This window comes from Agromyces larvae, from assembly GCF_022811705.1.
Classification (GTDB): Bacteria; Actinomycetota; Actinomycetes; order Actinomycetales; family Microbacteriaceae; genus Agromyces; species Agromyces larvae.
Genome location: NZ_CP094528.1, coordinates 3,760,699 through 3,779,115, shown reverse-complemented (window position 1 = coordinate 3,779,115; position 18,417 = coordinate 3,760,699). Strand labels below are relative to the sequence as shown.

The window sequence follows — 18,417 nt, the reverse complement described above, 5'->3', positions numbered from 1 at the left end:
GGGTTCAGCCGCCGATCTCCGCTTCGGTCCAGTAGCCGCTGTCGACCAGGACCTCGGTGATGTTGTCCTTGACGACGATCTGCGACTCGAGCAGGTACGAGGGGACGATCTTCACGCCGTTGTCGTAGTCGGTCGTGTTGTTGACCTCGGGCTCCTCGCCGTTCAGCAGCGCGGTCGCCATGTTCACGGCCACCTCGGCGAGCTTGCGGGTGTCCTTGAAGATGGTCGAGAACTGCTCGCCCGCCTTGATCGCCTTGACCGAGTCGAGCTCGGCGTCCTGGCCCGAGATGATCGGCCAGCCGTCGCCGACCGTGTAGCCGGCGTCGGTGAGGGCCGAGATGATGCCGCGCGACAGGCCGTCGTAGGGCGAGAGCACCGCGTTGACCTGCGAGCCGTCGGAGTACGTCGAGGTGAGCAGGTTCTCCATGCGCTCCTGCGCGACTTCGCCGTCCCAGCGGAGGATGGCGGCCTGCTCGAAGTCGGTCTGGCCCGACTTCACGACGAGGGTGCCCTCGTCGATGTACGGCTGCAGGGTGTCGATCGCGCCGTTCCAGAAGAACGTGGCGTTGTTGTCGTCGGGCGAACCGGCGAACAGCTCGATGTTGAAGGGCCCGGACGACGCGTCGGCGGCGGGCTCGCCCTCGAGGTCGGTGAGGCCGAGGCCGTAGAGCAGCGAGGTCGCCTGCTGCACGCCGACGATGTAGTTGTCGAACGACGCGTAGAAGTCGACGTTCTCGGAGTCGCGGATGAGGCGGTCGTACGCGATGACGGGGATGTCGTTGTCGGCCGCCTGCTGCAGCACCTCGCTGAGCGTGGTGCCGTCGATCGAGGCGATGATCAGCGCCTCGGCGCCCTTGGTGATCATGTTCTCGATCTGCGAGACCTGCGTGGGGATGTCGTCCTCGGCGAACTGGAGGTCGACCTTGAAGCCCTGCGCCTCGAGCTGCTCCTTGACGGCGTCGCCGTCCTGGATCCAACGCTCCGACGACTTGGTGGGCATGGCGACGCCGATGAGGCCGCCGTCGCCCTCGCCCTCGCCGCCGCCGTTGCTGCCCGAGCAGGCGGCAAGTGCGAGCATCGAGCCCGCGGCGATCGTGGCGAGGAGCACCTTCTTCGTGATCTTCACGATGTGTCCTTTCACTGTGTCAGTCATGGACGTCGTTGTCTTGGTGACAGGTCGGATGCGGCCGCGTCCATGCCGATCGCATCCCTCGCGTCCCCCGGCGGGGTCGGCAAGTCTCAGGTGGTCTCCCGGCGAGCGTCGCTCGCCTGGCCGTACACGTTCTGGTAGCGCGCATAGAGTCGGTCGATCGACTCCTGCGGGATGGGGATGAGCTCGCCCTGCGAGCGGGCGAGGTGCACCGTGCGGGCGACGTCCTCGACCATGACCGCGGCCTTGACCGCGTCCTTCGCGCTGACGCCGATGGTGAAGGGGCCGTGGTTCTGCATCAGCACAGCGCGCGAGCGGTGCCCGCGCAGGGTCTCGACGATGCCCCGGCCGATCGAGTCGTCGCCGATGATCGCGAACGGCCCGATGGGGATCGGCCCGCCGAACTCGTCGGCCATGGCCGTGATCACGCAGGGGATCTCCTCGCCGCGTGCGGCCCAGGCGGTCGCGTAGGTCGAGTGGGTGTGCACGACCCCGCCGACCTCGGGCATGTTGCGGTAGACGTAGGCGTGGGCGGCGGTGTCGCTCGACGGCGAGCGCTCGGCGCCGGGCGTGCCCGGCACGACGGTGCCGTCGAGGTCGCAGAGGATCATGTTGTCGGGTGCGAGCTCGTCGTACGAGACACCCGACGGCTTGATCACGAACAGGTCGGCGCCCGGCACCCGGCCCGACACGTTGCCGCCCGTCCACACGACCAGCCCGTACCGCACCAGCTCGGCGTGGAGCTTCGCGACATCGGCGCGGGTGCGCGCGATCGCGACCTCGAGGCGGGCGGCATCTGAGGCGGCAGGCACTGGGACTCCTTCGTCGCGGGATATCAGCGGTGAATGTGACCGGTCACATTCACGACCGCCATCGTAACCGCACGATCGCCTGGTCTGTCAATCCGAGCGGGTCACGGGTTGATAACGCGCGGATGCCTCGCGGCACGTCGGCCGACTCGGCCGGCCTCGCTCAGAACGCGGGGAACGACGTGCTCTGGCGCACCACGAGCTCGGGCGTGATCGTCGCCGCCGTTCCCTCGAGGTACGGGTCGAGGTCGCCCAGCAGCACCGCCACACAGCGCCGGCCGAGCTCGGCGAAATCCTGTCGCACGGTCGTCAGCGGCGGCCAGAAGTGCGCCGCGTCGGGGATGTCGTCGAAGCCGACGATCGACAGGTCGCGGGGCACGTCGAGCCCGGCCTCGCGCGCGGCGTGCATGAGGCCGAGCGCCATCTGGTCGTTCGACGCGAACACGGCGGTGAAGTCGCGGACCGTGAGCAGTTCGCGCCCCGCGTGGTAGCCGAAGGCCGCCGACCAGTCGCCGAGGATGGGCGCCGTCATCGGCACGTCGTGCGCGCCCATCTCGTCGAGGAAGCCCCGCATCCGAGCCTCGGCCTCCATCCAATCCTGGGGCCCGGCGAGGTGGTAGATGTGCCGGTGCCCCAGCTCGATCAAGTGCCTGGTCGCAAGGCGCGCACCCTCGATCTGGTCCACCGAGATGGCCCGGTCGGGGTCACCGGTCGTCTGCAGCGCGACGTACGGCACATCGATCTGCATGCGCTCGAGCGTGCGGAACACTCGGGCCTGCGGGGCGATCACCACGAGCCCCTCGACCCCCTGCGCGGCGAGGTGCGCGAGCGCGGCCGAGATCGAGTCGGAATCGGGCGACTCGATGCTCGCGGTGCTCACCCAGTACCCCGCGCGACGGGCGGCCGCATCGATCGCGGTGATCGCCGAAGCGGGCCCGTACTGCGTCGTCGCCGACGAGAGGATGCCGATCGTGCGCGACCTGCTGGTCGACAGCGCACGCGCCGCCCGGTTGGGCGTGTACTGGAGCTCGGCCATCACGTCGAGCACCCGCTGCTTCGTCGCCGGCCGGATGCTCGGATGGTGGTTGAGCACCCGGCTCACGGTCTGGTGCGAGACGCCCGCGAGGCGCGCGACATCGCGGATGCTCGGGGCGCGGCCCCGCGTGGCTTCCTCGGACACCGTTCCTCGCTCCGGATGTGCTCGGTCACATCGTCTGCACCAGTATGCCCCGAATGTGACGGGTCACATTCACGGACAGGTCACATCCATAATGGGTGGATGAGCGACTTCATGCGCTATCTGCCGCTCTCCGGGCGGGAGCGGGTCGACGAGTCCGGCGTCCACTCCGACCGTCGCATCGAGTACGCCGAGGTGCTCGAGCAGGCCGCGCTCATCGCCGACGGACTCCCCGAGCCCGGCATCGCGGCGGGCGACCTCGACCGGTTGCGCCCCCGAGGCGCCCCCGAGGCATCCGGCGACGCGCTGCCCGACCGGTTGCGTGCGCTCGCCGCCGACGCGCGGAACGGGCGCAAGGTGCCCGTGCGACTCCTGGCCCGAGCCGTGCTGGTCTACCTCGACCTCGCTCGCCGAGCCGGCGGGACGCCGACGCTCGCCCCGATCACCAGCGGCGCCGTCGCCCTCTATCTGGCCACGGCGGCGCCGACCGAGATTCGCGCGGTCATCCGCCAGCACGCGTTGCGCGCCACGGACGCCGGCTGGGAGTTCGGGCGCGGCAGCGTGCTCGAGTCGACGGCGATCGAGATGATCGAGTTCCTCGGCGGGCGCAGCCTCACTCCCCCGCGGCGAGCCGCGAACTGACGCCGTGGCATCCGTCCGGAGCATCCGCGCGCAGCGAAGCGGCCCCCGCTCCGGAACCGGAGCGAGGGCCGCGCGTCACCCTGCGTGAGGGTTACTGAGCCTGCTTGACGATGTCGAGGAGGTTCGGGTTGTTCGCGTACGCCTCTTCCGCGTTCGCCTTGGTCACGATGACCGGGTCGAGCAGGTAGGCCGGCACGACCTTCACACCGTTGTCGTACTGCTCGGTGTCGTTGACGTCGGCCTCCTCACCCCGCTGGAGCTGCTGGATCATCTTGATCGTCTGCTCCACGAGAAGCGCGGTGTCCTTGTTGATCGTCGAGTACTGCTCGCCCGCCATGATCGACTTCACCGACTCGACCTCGGAGTCCTGACCGGTCACCGTGATCGTCGCGATGTCCTTGCCGGCCTGCTTCGCCGAGGTGAGGATCGCGCGAGCGAGGTTGTCGTTCGGCGAGAGCACGCCGTCGATGTTCGCCGAGGCGTAGTTCGCGGCGAGCAGCGAGTCCATGCGGCTCTGCGCGTTCTCGGCCTCCCAGCCCTGGGTCGCGGTCTGCGCGATCTCGGTCTGGCCCGACACCACGACGAGCGTGCCGTCGTCGATCTTCGGCTGCAGCACCTCCATGGCGCCGTCGAAGAACACCGCCGAGTTCGCGTCGTCGGGCGAGCCCGAGAAGAGCTCGATGTTCCACGGAGCGTCGTGGCCCGAGCGCTCGGCGAGGCCGTCGAGCAGCGCCTGGCCCTGCAGCTGGCCGACCTTGTAGTTGTCGAACGCGACGTAGTAGTCGACGTTCGGCGTGTTCTCGATGAGCCGGTCGTACGCGATGATCTTCACGCCGGCGTCGGCGGCCTGCTGGAGCTGCGTGCCCAGCTGCTTGCCGTCCTTCGCGCCGATGACGATGACCTTGGCGCCGTTGGTGACCATGGCCGAGATCTGGTTCTGCTGCTCGGCGACCGTGTTCGAGGCGGGCGCGTACTGCACGTCGCCCTTGAACCCGGCGGCCTTCAGGCCGTCCTCGAACAGCCCGCCGGCCAGGACCCAGTTCTCCGAGGTCTTGTCGGGCAGGGCGATGCCGATCGTGGCGTCCGCGGCGAAGCCGGCCGCGGCGGGCTCAGCGCCCGTCTCGCCGCCTCGGTCCGAGGAGCAGCCGGTCAGCGCGAGCGCTGCGACCGCAGCGACCGCGGTGGCCGCCAGAGTGATTTTCTTCATTGACCATTCACTTTCTTGGGTTGGGATCGAAGGATTTCTTGGTTGGGGTTTCTCGGTTGGTGACGCTCGATCGGATGCCGCGGCAGCCGTCTCAGCGTCGGGTCAGGTCCTCAGGCTGCGAGGACACGTTCGACTGGCTCGTGGGCGCGACCGCCGGAGCCTCTTCAGGGGCCTGCGCTTCGAGACGCGCCTTGCGGCGACTCGTCCACACTCCGATGATCGACGGCCTACCTTGGCGCTTGCTCCACACGTCGACGCCGACCGCGATGAGCAGCACGAGGCCCTTGATGATCTGCACGACATCGGCGCCGGCGCCGATGAGCTGGAGTCCGTTGTTGAGGAAGGCCATCACGAGACCGCCGACGATGGAGCCGATGACGGTGCCGATGCCGCCCGAGACCGCCGCGCCGCCGATGAACACGGCCGCGATCGCGTCGAGCTCCCAGCCGTTGCCGTCCTGCGGGCCGGAGGCCGTGGCACGTGCGACGTAGATCATGCCGGCGACCGCGGCGAGCACCGACATGTTCATCATCACGAAGAAGTCCACCCGGCGGTCCTTGACGCCGGAGAGGGTCGACGCGAGGCGGTTGCCGCCGACCGCGTAGATGTGCCGACCGAAGATCGTGTTGCGGGTGACGAACGAGTACACGATCACGAGGACGACGAGGATGATGCCCGAGATCGGGAAGCTGGTGCCGGGGCGGCCCGTGGCGAACAGCCATGCGGCCCAGAGGATGACGCCGGCCAGGACGACGACCTTGATGATGCTCACCCACACGGGCGCCGAGTCGGAGCCCATCTTCTTCTGCTGGCTCCGCAGGCGGATCTCGTTCCAGACGATCCAGCCCGCGCCCAGCAAGCCGAGCACCATCGTCAGCACGTTGAACGGCAGCGGCAGGGCGAGCTCGGGCAGGTAGCCGGCGCCGATGACGCTGAACTCCTGCGGCACCGGGGTCGTGGTCGACTGGCCGATGAACTGGTTGCCGCCTCGGAAGATCAGCATGCCGGCGAGCGTCACGATGAACGCGGGCACCCCGACGACGGCGACCCAGAAGCCCTGCCAGGCCCCGATCGCCACGCCGACGGCGATGCCGAGCAGGATCGCGAGCGGCCAAGGCAGGTTCCAGTCGGCCATCGACTTCGCCACGATGATGCCCGTGAAGGCCGCCACCGAGCCGACCGACAGGTCGATGTGCCCCATGATGATGACCATCACCATGCCGATCGCGAGGATCAGGATGTACGAGTACTGATTGACGACGTTGATCAGGTTCGTCGGCGAGAGCGTCAGACCGTTCGTCCAGATCTGGAAGATCACGATGATGACGATGAGGCTGCCGAGGATGCCGAACTGTCGGAGGCTGGACTGACCTCCTCCGAAGATCTTGCGGATGTCGGAGAGCCCGCCCTTCTTCGGGGCGGCCGGGTCGTTCGCCGTCGTGCTCATGCGTTCGCCTTCTTCTTTGCGGAGGTCATGCTGCGCATGAGGTTCTCCGGGGTCGCTTGGGATGCGGGGATGTCGTCGGTGATCTGGCCTTCGAAGACCGTGTAGATCCGGTCGGCGATGCCGAGCAGTTCGGGCAGTTCGCTCGAGATGAGGATCACGCCCTTGCCCTGCGCCGCGAGGTTCTGGATGATCGTGTAGATCTCGTACTTGGCCCCGACGTCGATGCCACGGGTGGGTTCGTCCAGGATCAGCAGGTCGGGGTCGGTGAACATCCACTTCGCCAGCACGACCTTCTGCTGGTTGCCGCCCGAGAGCTTCGAGACGCCGGCCTCGACGCTGGGGGTCTTGATGCGCAGTCGCTTGCGGTAGTCCTCGGCGATGCCGTGTTCGCGTGAGTTGTCGATGACGCCGCGCCGTGCGATCTTCCTCAGCTTCGCCGAGACGATCGAGCGCTTGATCGTGTCGAGCAGGTTCAGGCCGAGCTGCTTGCGGTCCTCGCTGACGTAGGCCAGGCCGTGCTCGATGGCGGACTCGACGTCCTTCAGGACGATCTCCTCGCCGTCCTTGATGATCCTGCCCGAGAGGTAGGTGCCGTAGGAGCGTCCGAAGATGCTCATCGCGAGTTCGGTGCGGCCGGCGCCCATGAGGCCGGCGATGCCGACGATCTCGCCGCGGCGGACTTCGAGGCTCGAACCCTTCACGACGAGCCGCTCGGGCACCTGCGGGTGCTGGATCGTCCAGTCCTCGACCCGGAAGAACACCTCGCCGATCTTCGGAGTGCGATCGGGGTAGCGGCTCTCGAGCGAACGGCCGACCATGCCGCGGATGATGCGATCCTCGTCGACCCCGCCGGCGGCGACGTCGAGGGTTTCGATGGTCTGGCCGTCGCGGATGATCGTGATCGAGTCGGCGATCTGCTCGATCTCGTTGAGCTTGTGGCTGATCATGATCGAGGCGATGCCCTTGGCTTTCAGCCCTCGGATCAGGTCGAGCAGGTGCTGCGAGTCGTCCTCGTTGAGGGCGGCCGTCGGCTCGTCGAGGATGAGGAGCTTGACGTCCTTCACGAGCGCCTTGGCGATCTCGACGAGCTGCTGCTTGCCGACGCCGAGGTGCTTGATCTGCGTGTCGGGGTCCTCGTCCAGTCCGACCCGGGCGAGCAGATCCATGGCGCGCAGCTTCGCCGCACGCCAGTCGATGCGCCCGCCGTGCTCGATCTCGTTGCCCAGGAAGATGTTCTCGGTGATCGACAGCTCGGGGATGAGCGCGAGCTCCTGGTGGATGATCGCGATGCCAGCGCGCTCGGACGCGCGGATGTCCTTGAACTCGACGATCTCGCCCTGATACCAGATGTCGCCGGTGTAGGTGCCGAAGGGGTAGACGCCCGAGAGCACCTTCATGAGCGTCGACTTGCCGGCGCCGTTCTCACCGCAGATCGCGTGGATCTCGCCGGCGCGCACGGTGATGGAGACGTCGGAGAGCGCCTTTACCCCGGGGAACTCCTTCGTGATGGAGCGCATCTCGAGGATCGGGGGCGTGTGGTTCACGGTGACCTCGCTGTCGATGATCGTGCAGGCGGTGGTGATCGCGATGAGCCGTGTGAACGTTCACATCGCGCGTGCCATCTTGCATCCCGATGCGGCACGTGTCAAGTCCGCCTGGCGACGCCCTCGACACCGAGCGGCGGCGCAGCCGACGCCCGCACGACCAGCCGGTGCTCGACCTCGAACTCCGACGCCGTCGAGGTGCCGTGCATCTCGTCGAGCAGCAGCGCGACCGCGCGACGGCCGAGCGCCTGGAAGTCCTGGTGCACCGTGGTCAGGGGCGGCCAGACGTGCGGAGCGAGCGGGATGTCGTCGAACCCGACGACGCTGACCGCGCGCGGCACGTCGAGCCCGGCGTCGCGGAACCCGTGCAGGAGCCCGATCGCCATCACATCGTTCGCGGCGAACACCGCCGTGAAGTCACGTCGACGAGCGAGTTCACGGCCCGCGAAGTAGCCGAAGTCGGCGGTCCAGTCGCCGAGCACCGGCGGATGCGTGCGCAGATCGGCGTCGGAGATCGCCTCGAGGAACCCCCGCATCCGGCTGTCGGCTTCGATCCAGTCCTGCGCGCCCGCGATGTGCACGATCTCGCGGTGCCCGAGCGCGATCAGGTGCTCGGTCGCGAGCCGGGCGCCGTGCATCTGGTGAGCCGAGGACTCGGTGCGGAGTTCGCCCGGCTCGGACTGGAGGCTGACGAACGGCACGCCGACGCGGAGGTCGGTCAGCACGTCGAACACGCGCACCTGGGGCGCGATGACGACGAGGCCCTCGACCGCCTGCTCGAGCAAGTGGTCGACCGCTTCGGACAGCGCCTCGGTCGAGCCATCGGCCAGGTTCGCGGTGTTCACGAGGTAGCCGGCCTCGCGCGCCGCGTCCTCGATCGCCGCGACCGATGACGATGGGCCGTACTCGCCGCGGGTGCCGAGCAGCACGCCGATGGTGCGCGAGCGGCTCGTCACGAGGGCGCGCGCCGCCCGATTCGGCCGGTATTGCAGGGTCTCCATGGCCTCGAGGACGCGCTGGCGGGTCTCGGGCCGGATGCTCGGGTGCTCGTTGATGACGCGCGAGACCGTCTGGTGCGACACATTGGCGAGTCGCGCCACATCCCGCATGCTCGGCATGCGCCCTCCGTCCGTGTCCGGCATCGCGACCCGCTCCTGCATGTTCACGTTCACATGCACAGGCACTCCATTATGCACACAACGGACGAGGCACTCCGACGAGGTCCGATCGCGACCGCTCGGCCTCGGGCCGGCAGGCCATGTGACGAGTCACATACCGGGCAGCGGGCGCGTCGGCGATCTACCGACCCGCCGGCCCGCCGCCGGCCGGCCGCACCCGCGGCGCGAGCGCGACGGCCACGAGCGCGATCGCGAGGGTGACCGCGAAGTCGGCCTCGAACACCCCCTGACCCACGGCGCTCGTCACGAGCGCGGTCACTGCGAGCGCCGTCGCGGCGCCGATGGACTCGGCGATCGTCAGCGCCGCCGAGTTGAACCCCTGCTCGCTGCGTTTGGACAGCGACAGCACCTCGACGTTGAACCTGGGGTACATGAACCCCATCGCGGCGCCCGCGAGCGTCCACCCGGCGAACGCGATCGCGGGATGCATCGTGAACAGGGCCACCGCGAACACCGTCGCCAGCGCGACCGCCAGGGCGACCGCCGCGATCACGATCGCCTGCGTGTTCGACACCCGCTCGCCGAGCCGCCCCTGCAGCCACGACGCGGCCGCCCAGGAGATGCCCGCCCCGGTGAGCACCGCGCCGGCGAGGCTCGGACTGAAGTCGTACCGCTCCATGAACAGGTACGGCAGGTAGATCTCGGCGCCGAAGAACGCACCGGCGACCACGAGCTTCTGCAGCACCGTCGCCGGCATGCCGCGCGCCGCGCGCAACGTGCCGCGCGGCATGAGCGGGCGGATCGCCACCGCCGCCACCGCGATCGCGGCCGCGGCCAGCGCCCACTGCCACGGCGGCCCGAACTCCTTCGCGACCGAGACGCCGAGCGCGGCCGCCGCGGCGAGCACCGACCAGCCCACCCGGCCGATGCTCCACGGCACGGACCGGTCGCCCTGCACCTGATCGCGCACGCGCAGCAGCGGCGGCAGCACCATCGCCGCGGCCGGCAGCACGAGCACGATCACCCCGAGGAACACCCAGTGCCACGTGAACGCCTCGACCACGAGCCCCGCCAGCGCCGGCCCCACGATCGACGGGATCACCCACGCCGCCGCGAACCCGGCGAACACCCGCGCACGCAGTCGCTCGGGGTACACCCGCGCCACGATCACGTACAGCGGCACGATGACCGCGGCCCCGCTCAGCCCGTGCACGAAGCGACCCGCGATGAACACGCCCATGTCGGTCGCGGTGCCGGCGATCACGAGCCCCACCACGAACAGCGCCGCGGCCGTCACGAGCGAGGGCAGCGGGCCCGCGCGGTCCGTCCAGTTGCCGGCGATGACCATGCCGACGATGCCGGCGGCCAGCGGCACGGCGAACGCGAGCGCGAACAGCTGCTCGCCGTCGAGGTCGCGCGCGACGATCGGCATGATCGTCGTCACCGCCATCGCCTCGAACGCGGCGATGAAGATGAGCGCGAACATGCCGATCGACAGCCAGGTGAACGGCGGCGAGAGCGGCCCGCGGGCGCGCTCGGCTGCGCCCTGCCGTGCGCGCTCGGCCACGCGCTCGGCTGCGCCTCGGCCTGCACGCTCGGTCACGGGGTGCGTGGCGTCGAGCCCGGCGGGGCGGTCGGATGTCTCGGGCCCCGCGGCATCCGTCGCCTGCTCGTCGTGCGAGGTCACAACTCCTCGTGCATGTTCGGGTCGCCGCCCCACAGGCGGCCGCGCTCGAGCGCGGAGATCGCCTCGACCTCTTCGGGGGCGAGCGTGAACCCGAACACGTCGAGGTTCGCCCGTCGGCGGGCGGCGTCGGCCGACTTCGGAATGGGGATGGTCTCGAGCTCGACGTGCCAGCGCAGCACCAGCTGGGCGGGCGTGACGCCGTGGCGGGCGGCGAGCTCGGTGATCACCGGCTCGTCGAGCAGGGCGCTGCGCTTGCCCAGCGGGCTCCAGCTCTCGGTGCGGATGCCGTGCTCGTCGTGGAAGGCGCGCAGCGCCGCCTGCGGGAAGTACGGGTGCAGTTCGACCTGATTGACGACGGGCAGCAGGCCGGTCTCGTCGCCGAGCCGGGTGAGCATCTGCTCGGTGAAGTTCGAGACGCCGATGGAGCGGGCGAGCCCCTTCTCGCGCAGCGAGATCATCGCCCGCCACGTGTCGACGTACTTGTCGACGCTCGGGTTCGGCCAGTGGATGAGGTACAGATCGATCCACTCGACCCCGAGGCGGCGGCGCGACTCCTCGAAGCTCTGCAGCGTCTCGTCGTACCCGTGGTGGCGGCCGGGCAGCTTGGTGGTGATGATGAGGTCGCTGCGGTCGACATCGGTGCGGGCGACCGCGTCGCCGACGACCTGTTCGTTGCCGTAGTTGTACGCCGTGTCGAGCAGGCGGTAGCCGTCATCGATCGCGGTGAGCACCGCGTCGACGCCGGCCTCGTCGTTCAAGCCGTAGGTGCCGAGCCCGAGAGCCGGGATCCGGTTGCCGTCGCGCAGGGCGTACTCGGGAGCGATCATTCCTCCATCCTCACCCAGACCGGTCCCGCTCGCCACCGCGCCGCACCTGCCGTCGCCGGTCGAAGCCGCCGGCGCGCAGTGGGGACACGTCTCGAGACCCCGCGACCGGGCGCGTCTCGACCGGCGGGCGGGCGGTCAGACCTCGGCGAAGGCGCGCACCGGGAAGGTGCCGAACCCCTCGACGCGCGGCGGCACCGCGTTGAACCGGGCGCCGCGCGGCGGGACGCCGGCGAGCCCCGTGAGGTGCTCGACCACGTGCACGCCCGCCGCGAGCAGGATCGAGTGCGCCGGCCGTTCGCCGCCCGACTCGGTGTCGTCGATGTTCAGCGCGTCGATGCCCACGAGCACCGCACCGGCGTCGACCAGGAACCGCGCGCCCTCGCCGGTGAGGAACGGCGAACCCACCCCGTACTCGGGCCGGCCGAAGTGCGCGTCCCACCCGGTGTGCAGCAGCACGGCCGCGCCGCGCAGGTCGTCGACCCGGTCGGCGAACACCTCGGCCGGGATGCCGCGCTCCGTCGCATCCGTCAACCGGAAGACCTCGGCGCGCAACCCGACGAGCGTGTCGAGCCGCAGCGAGGCGAGGTCGCCGCCGTCGGCGTAGCGGTGGAAGGGGCTGTCGAGGTAGGTGCCCGTGTTGCCCGCCATCGTGATGAGGTCGATCCCGAACTCGGTGCCCGGCGCGTACACCGCACGCGACGCCTCGCGGGTGAGGTGCGGCGCGAAGGTCGGCGCCGGGATGCCCGGATACGTCACCAGCCCCTCGCGGATCGGGTGGCTGAGGTCGACGAGCCGGCGGGCGGACGCGGCATCCGTTCGGTGCTCGCTCGTCGGAGCGATGCCGCGCGAGCCCTTGTGCGCCTCTTCGACCACCTCGAGGTTCGCCAGGTCGACCCGCCCGACCATCGCGAGCCCCAGATGCTGCACGAGCAGCCGCCCGATCTCGTCGGCGTCGAGGTCGGGCGCGGGCAGATCCAGGCGGAACCCCTCGGCGCGCAGGCCCCCGCCGTTCAGGAAGGCGACGTCGGCGTCGAAGACGGCACGGTACTCGGTCATTCGGTCTCCAGATTCGGGGAAGGGCGACGGATGCGACGGACGACGGTGACGACCACGGATGCCACGGCCAGCACGGCCGGCACGAGCAGATTGCCGCCCGCGAGCACGAGGAGCCCCGCGGTGAGCACGGTCGCGACGACCGCGAGCCACCAGCCGACGCTGAACCGTCGCAGCAGCAGGGTCGCGGCGAGCATGCCGACGAAGTAGATCGCCACCATGTTGCTCGTGTGGATGAGGATGAACGTCGACAGCTCGCCGCCGTTGGCGACCACGAGTGCGAAGTACACCGCGCTGACGAGCCCCGAGAGCGCGAGCGCGCGGCGCGGCACCTCGCCGCCCGCGGCGCCCTTCGCGAAGAAGCGCGGCAGGTCGCCGTCGCGGCCGAGCGCGGCGCCGAGGTTGCCGAACGCCGGCAGGTAGGCGTTCATCACACCGGTGGTGACGATGACCGCGATGGCGGCGACGATCGCGGGGCCGACACCCGGCAGCACGACGTCGACGAGGTCGATGAGCGGCACCACCCCTGCGCCCGCGCGGTCGCCGAGCACGCCGACCGTCACGACCTGCAGGGCGAGGTAGCCGAGCCCGACGACGACGATGGCGATCGCCGTCGCGATGGGGATGATGCGCTGCGGGTTCTTGAACTCGCCGGCGATGTGGGTGCCGACCTCCCACCCGGCGAACGCCCACACGAACAGGCTGATCGCCGTGCCGACGCCCGCCCAGCCGTGCGGCAGGAACGGCGTGAACGACTCGGCCTCGACGTGGGGGAACGTGACCGCGACGACCCCGACCACCACCGCGAGCAGCAGCCCCGTCAGCACGAGTTGCACCCAGCCCGCGACGCGCACGCCGAACCAGCTGATCACGTAGGGCGGCACGAAGATCGCCGCGGCGATGAACGGCACGGCCGAGCGGTCGACGCCGAGCGCGGCGACCACGTACTCGCCGCAGAGCAGCGTCACCACCGGGGCGCCGACGCAGACGCCGAAGAAGAACCAGTACCCCGTCATGCGGGCGACCGTGTCGCCGAACACGCGGCGGGCGTAGCTCGCGACACCGCCCGGGTCGGGGAATCGCGACGCGAGGGCGGCGAAGGTGCCCGCGAGCGGGATCGAGAGCACGAGCACGGCCGCGACCGCCACGATGGAGGCCGGCCCGGCGGCCGCCGCGGCGAGGCCCGGCAGCGCCAGGATGCCGGTGCCCAGCACGCTCGCGACGTAGAGCGCGGTGCCCTGGCCGAGCCCGAGCGAACCGCCGTGCGCGGTCGGCGCGGTGGCCGGGGCATCCGTCGTCGTGGTCACCCGATCAGTCTGGGGCATCCCGCCGACACCGGACGATGGCAGTCCTGCCCGCCTTCGGCGAGATCCTGCCACACTCGCGCGCCGCGCCCGGCCTCGCCGCCACACCTCGCCGCTGCGCCAGTTCGGCGTCCTCCGCGCCAGCCGAGGTGGTGCAGAGGGCGCCGAAGTGGCGCAGGCGGTGGTGGAGAACGTGGCGGCAGCGCGCAGGCGGCGATGGGCGCGACGGCGCAGGCACCGCCGGCGCGCCGCGCGCTACAGCGCGCCGAGCGCGGCGTCGATGTCGGCGAGCAGGTCTTCGACGTCCTCGATGCCGACGGAGAGCCGCACGATCGACTCGGGCACCTCCGCCTCGGTGCCGCGCACCGACGCGTGCGTCATCGACCAGGGGTGGTTCACGAGCGATTCGATGCCGCCGAGCGACTCGGCGAGCTGGAACACGTGCGTCGACTCGGCGAACCGCCGAGCGGCGACGCCGCCGCCCGCGAGCTCGATCGAGAGCATGCCGCCGAACCCCGACATCTGCCGCGCCGCCAGTTCGTGCCCCGGGTGCGTGGGCAGCCCGGGGTACAGCACCCGCGCGACGCCCGGGTGCCCCACGAGCCGCTCGGCCAGGGCCTGGGCGTTCGACGAGTGCCGCTGCATCCGGATACCGAGGGTCTTGATCCCGCGCGAGGTGAGGAACGCGTCGAACGGCCCCGAGACCGCGCCCGCGGCGAACTGCGTGAACGCGACCCGCTCGGCCAGCTCCTCCTGCCCGGCGGCGAACACGAGCGCACCGCCGATCACGTCGGAGTGACCGCCCAGGTACTTCGTGGTCGAGTGCACGACGACGTCGGCGCCGAGCGCGATCGGCTGCTGCAGCGCGGGGCTCGCGAACGTGTTGTCGACGACCGTGATCAGCCCGGCCTCCTGGCCGATCTCGGCGAGCGCCGCGACGTCGCTGATCTTCATGAGCGGGTTCGAGGGCGTCTCGACCCAGAGCACCTTGGTCGTGCCGAGTTCGATCGCCGCCTCGACCGCGGCGAGGTCGCTCGTGTCGACGGTCGAGTGCGTCACGCCCCATTCGCCGAAGATGCGGCGGATGAGCCGGTGCGTGCCGCCGTACACGTCGTTGCCGATGACGACGTGGTCGCCCGGGCGCAGCACGGTGCGCAGCAGCGCGTCCTCGGCGGCGAGGCCCGATGCGAAGGACAGGCCGCGGATGCCTCCCTCGAGTGCCGCGAGCTGCGTCTCGAGTGCGGTGCGCGTGGGGTTGCCGCCGCGCGAGTACTCGTACCCGTTGCGCAGGCCTCCGATGCCGTCCTGCACGTACGTCGAGGTGAGGTAGACGGGCGGGATGACCGCACCGGTCGTCGGGTCGAACTCCTGGCCGGCGTGGATGGCGCGGGTGTCGAACCCGCTCTGGTCGGGAATGCTCATGTCTGGGTCCGTCCTAGTGGGAGAGGTAGGTGAGCAGGTCGGATCGGGTGACGACGCCGAGCGCCTTGCCGCCGTCGGCGACGAGCAGCGCGGGCCGGTCGCCGAGGGCCTGGCGCGCGGCCGCGACGGGCTCGTTCACGCCGATGAGCGGCAGCGGTTCGCCGATCACCGCGGTGACCGGGTCGGTGAGCTTCACCTTGCCCGAGAACACGAGCTCGAGCAGTTCGTTCTCGTGCACCGCTCCGCGCACCTCGCCGAGCACGACGGGCGGCTCCGCCGAGAGCACCAGCAGCTGCGAGACGCCCGTGTCGGTCATGCGGTCGATCGCCTCGCGCACCGATTCGGCCGGGTGCGCGTAGACGAGCGGGGCGGTGCGGTCGGCCTTCGCCGCGAGCAGGTCGGCGACGCTGTGACCGGATGGCGCGTTGCCGAAGCCGTACGCGCGCATCCACTTGTCGTTGAAGATCTTGCCCAGGTAGCCGCGGCCGCCGTCGGGCAGCAGCACCACGAAGACGTCGTCGGGCGAGGCGCCCTTCGCGGCCTGCAGCGCGGCGGCCACCGCCATGCCGCTCGAGCCGCCCACGAGCAGCCCCTCTTCGCGGGCGAGGCGACGGGTCATCCGGAACGAGTCGGCGTCGCTGATCGCGAGCACCTCGTTCGGCACGGCCGGGTCGTACGTGTCGGGCCACATGTCCTCGCCGACGCCCTCGACGAAGTACGGCCGCCCGGTGCCGCCCGAGTACACCGACCCTTCGGGGTCGGCGCCGATGACCCGCACCCGATCGTCCGACACCTCGCGCAGGTAGCGGCCCGTGCCGGTGATGGTGCCGCCGGTGCCGATGCCGGCGACGAAGTGCGTCACGCGCCCCTCGGTGTCCGCCCAGATCTCGGGGCCGGTCGTCTCGTAGTGCGCGCGCGGCCCGTTGGGGTTCGCGAACTGGTTCGGTTTGTAGGCGCCCGGGATCTCGCGGGCGAGCCGGTCGGAGACGCCGTAGTACGACTCGGGGCTCTCGGGCGCGACCGACGTCGGCGTCACGACCACCTCGGCGCCGTAGGCGGCCAGCACGTTGCGCTTCTCCTCGCCGAACTTGTCGGGCACGACGAAGATGCAGCGGTAGCCGCGCTGCTGTGCGACGAGCGCGAGGCCCACACCGGTGTTGCCGCTGGTCGGCTCGACGATCGTGCCGCCGGGCTTCAGCAGGCCCTCGCGTTCGGCGGCGTCGATCATGCGCGACGCGATGCGGTCCTTCACCGAACCGCCCGGGTTCAGGTACTCGACCTTGGCGAGCACGGTGGCCTCGGTGACGCCCGCGGTGACGCGGTTCAGCTTGACGAGGGGGGTGCGGCCGACGAGGTCGGCGATGTTCTCTGCATAGCGCATGTGGTCAGTCCTTTTGGGTTCGCGCGCGCCGTTGCGCCGCTCATGTCGGGGGTCGCGGGTGGGGTGGTCAGCGACAGCAACACGAGAGACGGATCACCCGTTCACTCTATCCATAGCGAGCGGGTGGGATGCCACCGCGAGCCGGTCGGATGCCGCGCAGCAGCGTATTCCGTTCGCGGCATCCGTCGTCGCATCCGGGGAACGCGCGGTCGAGGCATCCGCCGTCTCACCGCAGCAGGCTGCCGCTCGCGACGCCCGCCGTCGCGACCGCCTGCTCGACCAGGCGCCGCTTCTTCTCCACCACCCGGCCGATGCTGCGCGCGATCTCGGGGTGCGTGCGCACCAGCGCGTCGAGCGTCGCCCGCGGGATGACGAGCACGGTCGTGACGGCGAGCGCCGTCGCGCCCACGAACGCGGCCTCCCGGGTGAGGGACGTGTGCCCGACGTACTCCCCCGCATCGGCCGCGGCGATGTCGATCCGCTGGTCGCCCGCCATCGCCCAGAGCTGCATGCGCCCCTCGATCACGACCCGCAGGTGCCGGGGCACGACACCCACCCGCTGCACGGTCTCGCCGACGCCGTACTGCTCGAGGTGCGAGTCGGCGAGCACCGCCTCGATCGCCGGGCCGTCGAGGTGCAGCAGCGGCGCCACCTGCTCGACCGCCGCCCGCAGGCGCGCGGGATCGGCGACCGGGTCGGTCGCGTCGCCGTCGAGTGCGAGCCCGCGGCGGCGGGCGGCGTACCAGAGCCATGCGAGGAGCATCCCCTTCGCCTCGGCCGCCACCGCCGGGCTGCGCAACGGCAGATCGACGGTGTACGCGCTCTGCCCGTTGTACCGCGCGACCGGCCGCCCGCCGGGCGCGAGCATCGGCAGCGAACCGGCCACCTCGGCCAGCATCGCCATCACGTCGAACGGCGCGTCATCGGTGCCGAACGTCGCGTCGACCGACACGTGATACCCGTTCGCCGGCCGGCTGAGGTTCGTGAACGAACCGCCCGCGAGCGAGGCGTTCGGCACGATGCGCGTGCCCGACGGCGTCTCGATGTGCACCGCGCGCCAGTTCACGTCGATCACCCGCCCGCGCACATCGCCGGTGTCGAGCCAGTCGCCGATCTTGAACGGCTGCTCGAACAGCAGCAGCAGCCCCGAGATGACGCTGCCCACCGCGTTCTGCAGCGCCAGGCCGATCACGATCGAGGTCACGCCGAGCGCGGTGAAGAACCCGCCGACGTCGGCGCCCCACACCCACGAGAAGATCAGCGCGAGGCCGACGAGGATGAGCAGCACCCGCACGATCGACACGAAGATGTTCGGGATGCGATCGCGCCACGTGCCGGCTCGCGCATTCTGGAACAGCGCGACGTTGAACGCGGCGAGCACGAGCAGGATCAGCAGGAACCCGAACAGCGTCGCGACCAGCCGCACGCCGACCTGCTCGGTCGGCTGCTGCACCGCGAACAGCAGGAACACGAGCACCGCGGCGACGGGCACCACCCAGTTCCGCAGGAACCGCACGGGCCCCGCGGCCGGATTGCCGCGCCGCGTCAGCGCCGCGAGCACCTCGGTGAGCACCACGAGCACGAGCGGGATCCCGACCGCGATCGCGATCGCCCAGATCACCCAGCCCGTGTCCATGCCCGCGTCCATG

The 18,417-nt window shown here is 70.4% G+C and carries 15 protein-coding genes; 1 reads left to right on the top strand and 14 read right to left on the bottom strand.

From position 1 onward, the window contains the following. Window positions 1–4 precede the first annotated feature (4 nt). From chvE to MTO99_RS17915, 3 genes are all read right to left on the bottom strand, one after another. Window positions 5–1,153 (bottom strand): multiple monosaccharide ABC transporter substrate-binding protein, encoded by a 1,149-nt coding sequence (gene chvE / locus MTO99_RS17925; RefSeq protein ID WP_435520774.1) that lies wholly within the window; start codon window positions 1,151–1,153, stop codon window positions 5–7. Between the two features lie 86 nt (window positions 1,154–1,239). Beyond that, complete coding sequence (locus MTO99_RS17920; protein ID WP_243555529.1) at window positions 1,240–1,962, bottom strand: L-ribulose-5-phosphate 4-epimerase; 723 nt, start codon at window positions 1,960–1,962, stop codon at window positions 1,240–1,242. Between the two features lie 160 nt (window positions 1,963–2,122). Next, window positions 2,123–3,139 (bottom strand): LacI family DNA-binding transcriptional regulator, encoded by a 1,017-nt coding sequence (locus MTO99_RS17915; RefSeq protein ID WP_243555527.1) that lies wholly within the window; start codon window positions 3,137–3,139, stop codon window positions 2,123–2,125. Between the two features lie 99 nt (window positions 3,140–3,238). Between MTO99_RS17915 and MTO99_RS17910 the strand changes: the two genes are divergently transcribed. Beyond that, window positions 3,239–3,778, top strand: a complete 540-nt coding sequence (locus MTO99_RS17910; protein ID WP_243555525.1) for a hypothetical protein — start codon at window positions 3,239–3,241, stop codon at window positions 3,776–3,778. 91 nt (window positions 3,779–3,869) lie between these two features. Here the strand turns inward: MTO99_RS17910 and MTO99_RS17905 are convergent, their stop codons facing one another. The 11 genes from MTO99_RS17905 to MTO99_RS17855 all read right to left on the bottom strand — a co-directional run bounded on the left by MTO99_RS17905 (window position 3,870) and on the right by MTO99_RS17855 (window position 18,416). Continuing rightward, window positions 3,870–4,985 (bottom strand): substrate-binding domain-containing protein, encoded by a 1,116-nt coding sequence (locus MTO99_RS17905; RefSeq protein ID WP_243555523.1) that lies wholly within the window; start codon window positions 4,983–4,985, stop codon window positions 3,870–3,872. Window positions 4,986–5,076: 91 nt separating this feature from the next. Next, window positions 5,077–6,432, bottom strand: a complete 1,356-nt coding sequence (mmsB, locus tag MTO99_RS17900) for a multiple monosaccharide ABC transporter permease (RefSeq protein ID WP_243555521.1) — start codon at window positions 6,430–6,432, stop codon at window positions 5,077–5,079. After that, on the bottom strand, window positions 6,429–7,949 hold the full coding sequence (gene mmsA, locus MTO99_RS17895) for a multiple monosaccharide ABC transporter ATP-binding protein (RefSeq protein WP_243559179.1): 1,521 nt from the start codon (window positions 7,947–7,949) through the stop codon (window positions 6,429–6,431). Before mmsA ends, mmsB begins: the two co-directional genes overlap by 4 nt. Window positions 7,950–8,077: 128 nt before the next feature. After that, entirely contained in the window at window positions 8,078–9,118 is a 1,041-nt protein-coding gene (locus tag MTO99_RS17890; protein WP_435520773.1) for a LacI family DNA-binding transcriptional regulator, read from the bottom strand. A 157-nt stretch (window positions 9,119–9,275) separates the two neighbouring features. Continuing rightward, window positions 9,276–10,781 carry an MFS transporter gene (locus MTO99_RS17885; protein WP_243555519.1) on the bottom strand — a complete coding sequence of 502 codons (1,506 nt, stop codon included), beginning with the start codon at window positions 10,779–10,781 and terminating at the stop codon, window positions 9,276–9,278. Then, window positions 10,778–11,608, bottom strand: coding sequence for an aldo/keto reductase (locus MTO99_RS17880; RefSeq protein ID WP_243555517.1), 831 nt, complete (start codon window positions 11,606–11,608; stop codon window positions 10,778–10,780). The genes MTO99_RS17885 and MTO99_RS17880 overlap by 4 nt, the downstream gene beginning before the upstream one ends. Window positions 11,609–11,743: 135 nt before the next feature. Continuing rightward, window positions 11,744–12,664, bottom strand: a complete 921-nt coding sequence (locus MTO99_RS17875) for a cyclase family protein (protein WP_243555515.1) — start codon at window positions 12,662–12,664, stop codon at window positions 11,744–11,746. Continuing rightward, complete coding sequence (locus MTO99_RS17870; RefSeq protein WP_243555513.1) at window positions 12,661–13,968, bottom strand: APC family permease; 1,308 nt, start codon at window positions 13,966–13,968, stop codon at window positions 12,661–12,663. Before MTO99_RS17870 ends, MTO99_RS17875 begins: the two co-directional genes overlap by 4 nt. A gap of 252 nt (window positions 13,969–14,220) precedes the next feature. Next, window positions 14,221–15,387 carry a cystathionine gamma-synthase gene (locus MTO99_RS17865; RefSeq protein WP_243555511.1) on the bottom strand — a complete coding sequence of 389 codons (1,167 nt, stop codon included), beginning with the start codon at window positions 15,385–15,387 and terminating at the stop codon, window positions 14,221–14,223. A 13-nt stretch (window positions 15,388–15,400) separates the two neighbouring features. Then, complete coding sequence (locus MTO99_RS17860) at window positions 15,401–16,768, bottom strand: cystathionine beta-synthase (RefSeq protein WP_243555509.1); 1,368 nt, start codon at window positions 16,766–16,768, stop codon at window positions 15,401–15,403. 226 nt (window positions 16,769–16,994) lie between these two features. Continuing rightward, a complete protein-coding gene (locus tag MTO99_RS17855; protein ID WP_243555507.1) occupies window positions 16,995–18,416 on the bottom strand; it encodes a mechanosensitive ion channel domain-containing protein in 1,422 nt (473 codons plus the stop codon). Between the last annotated feature and the right edge of the window lies 1 nt (window position 18,417).

What these genes read in the sequence shown, in the direction of transcription:
- chvE (WP_435520774.1), bottom strand. Translation starts at nt 1,153, where the DNA reads ATGACTGACACAGTGAAAGGACACATCGTGAAGATCACGAAGAAGGTG.
- MTO99_RS17910 (WP_243555525.1), top strand. Translation starts at nt 3,239, where the DNA reads ATGAGCGACTTCATGCGCTATCTGCCGCTCTCCGGGCGGGAGCGGGTC.
- MTO99_RS17905 (WP_243555523.1), bottom strand. Translation starts at nt 4,985, where the DNA reads ATGAAGAAAATCACTCTGGCGGCCACCGCGGTCGCTGCGGTCGCAGCG.
- mmsB (WP_243555521.1), bottom strand. Translation starts at nt 6,432, where the DNA reads ATGAGCACGACGGCGAACGACCCGGCCGCCCCGAAGAAGGGCGGGCTC.
- mmsA (WP_243559179.1), bottom strand. Translation starts at nt 7,949, where the DNA reads ATGCGCTCCATCACGAAGGAGTTCCCCGGGGTAAAGGCGCTCTCCGAC.
- MTO99_RS17890 (WP_435520773.1), bottom strand. Translation starts at nt 9,118, where the DNA reads ATGCCGGACACGGACGGAGGGCGCATGCCGAGCATGCGGGATGTGGCG.
- MTO99_RS17880 (WP_243555517.1), bottom strand. Translation starts at nt 11,608, where the DNA reads ATGATCGCTCCCGAGTACGCCCTGCGCGACGGCAACCGGATCCCGGCT.
- MTO99_RS17875 (WP_243555515.1), bottom strand. Translation starts at nt 12,664, where the DNA reads ATGACCGAGTACCGTGCCGTCTTCGACGCCGACGTCGCCTTCCTGAAC.
- MTO99_RS17865 (WP_243555511.1), bottom strand. Translation starts at nt 15,387, where the DNA reads ATGAGCATTCCCGACCAGAGCGGGTTCGACACCCGCGCCATCCACGCC.
- MTO99_RS17860 (WP_243555509.1), bottom strand. Translation starts at nt 16,768, where the DNA reads ATGCGCTATGCAGAGAACATCGCCGACCTCGTCGGCCGCACCCCCCTC.
- MTO99_RS17855 (WP_243555507.1), bottom strand. Translation starts at nt 18,416, where the DNA reads ATGGACGCGGGCATGGACACGGGCTGGGTGATCTGGGCGATCGCGATC.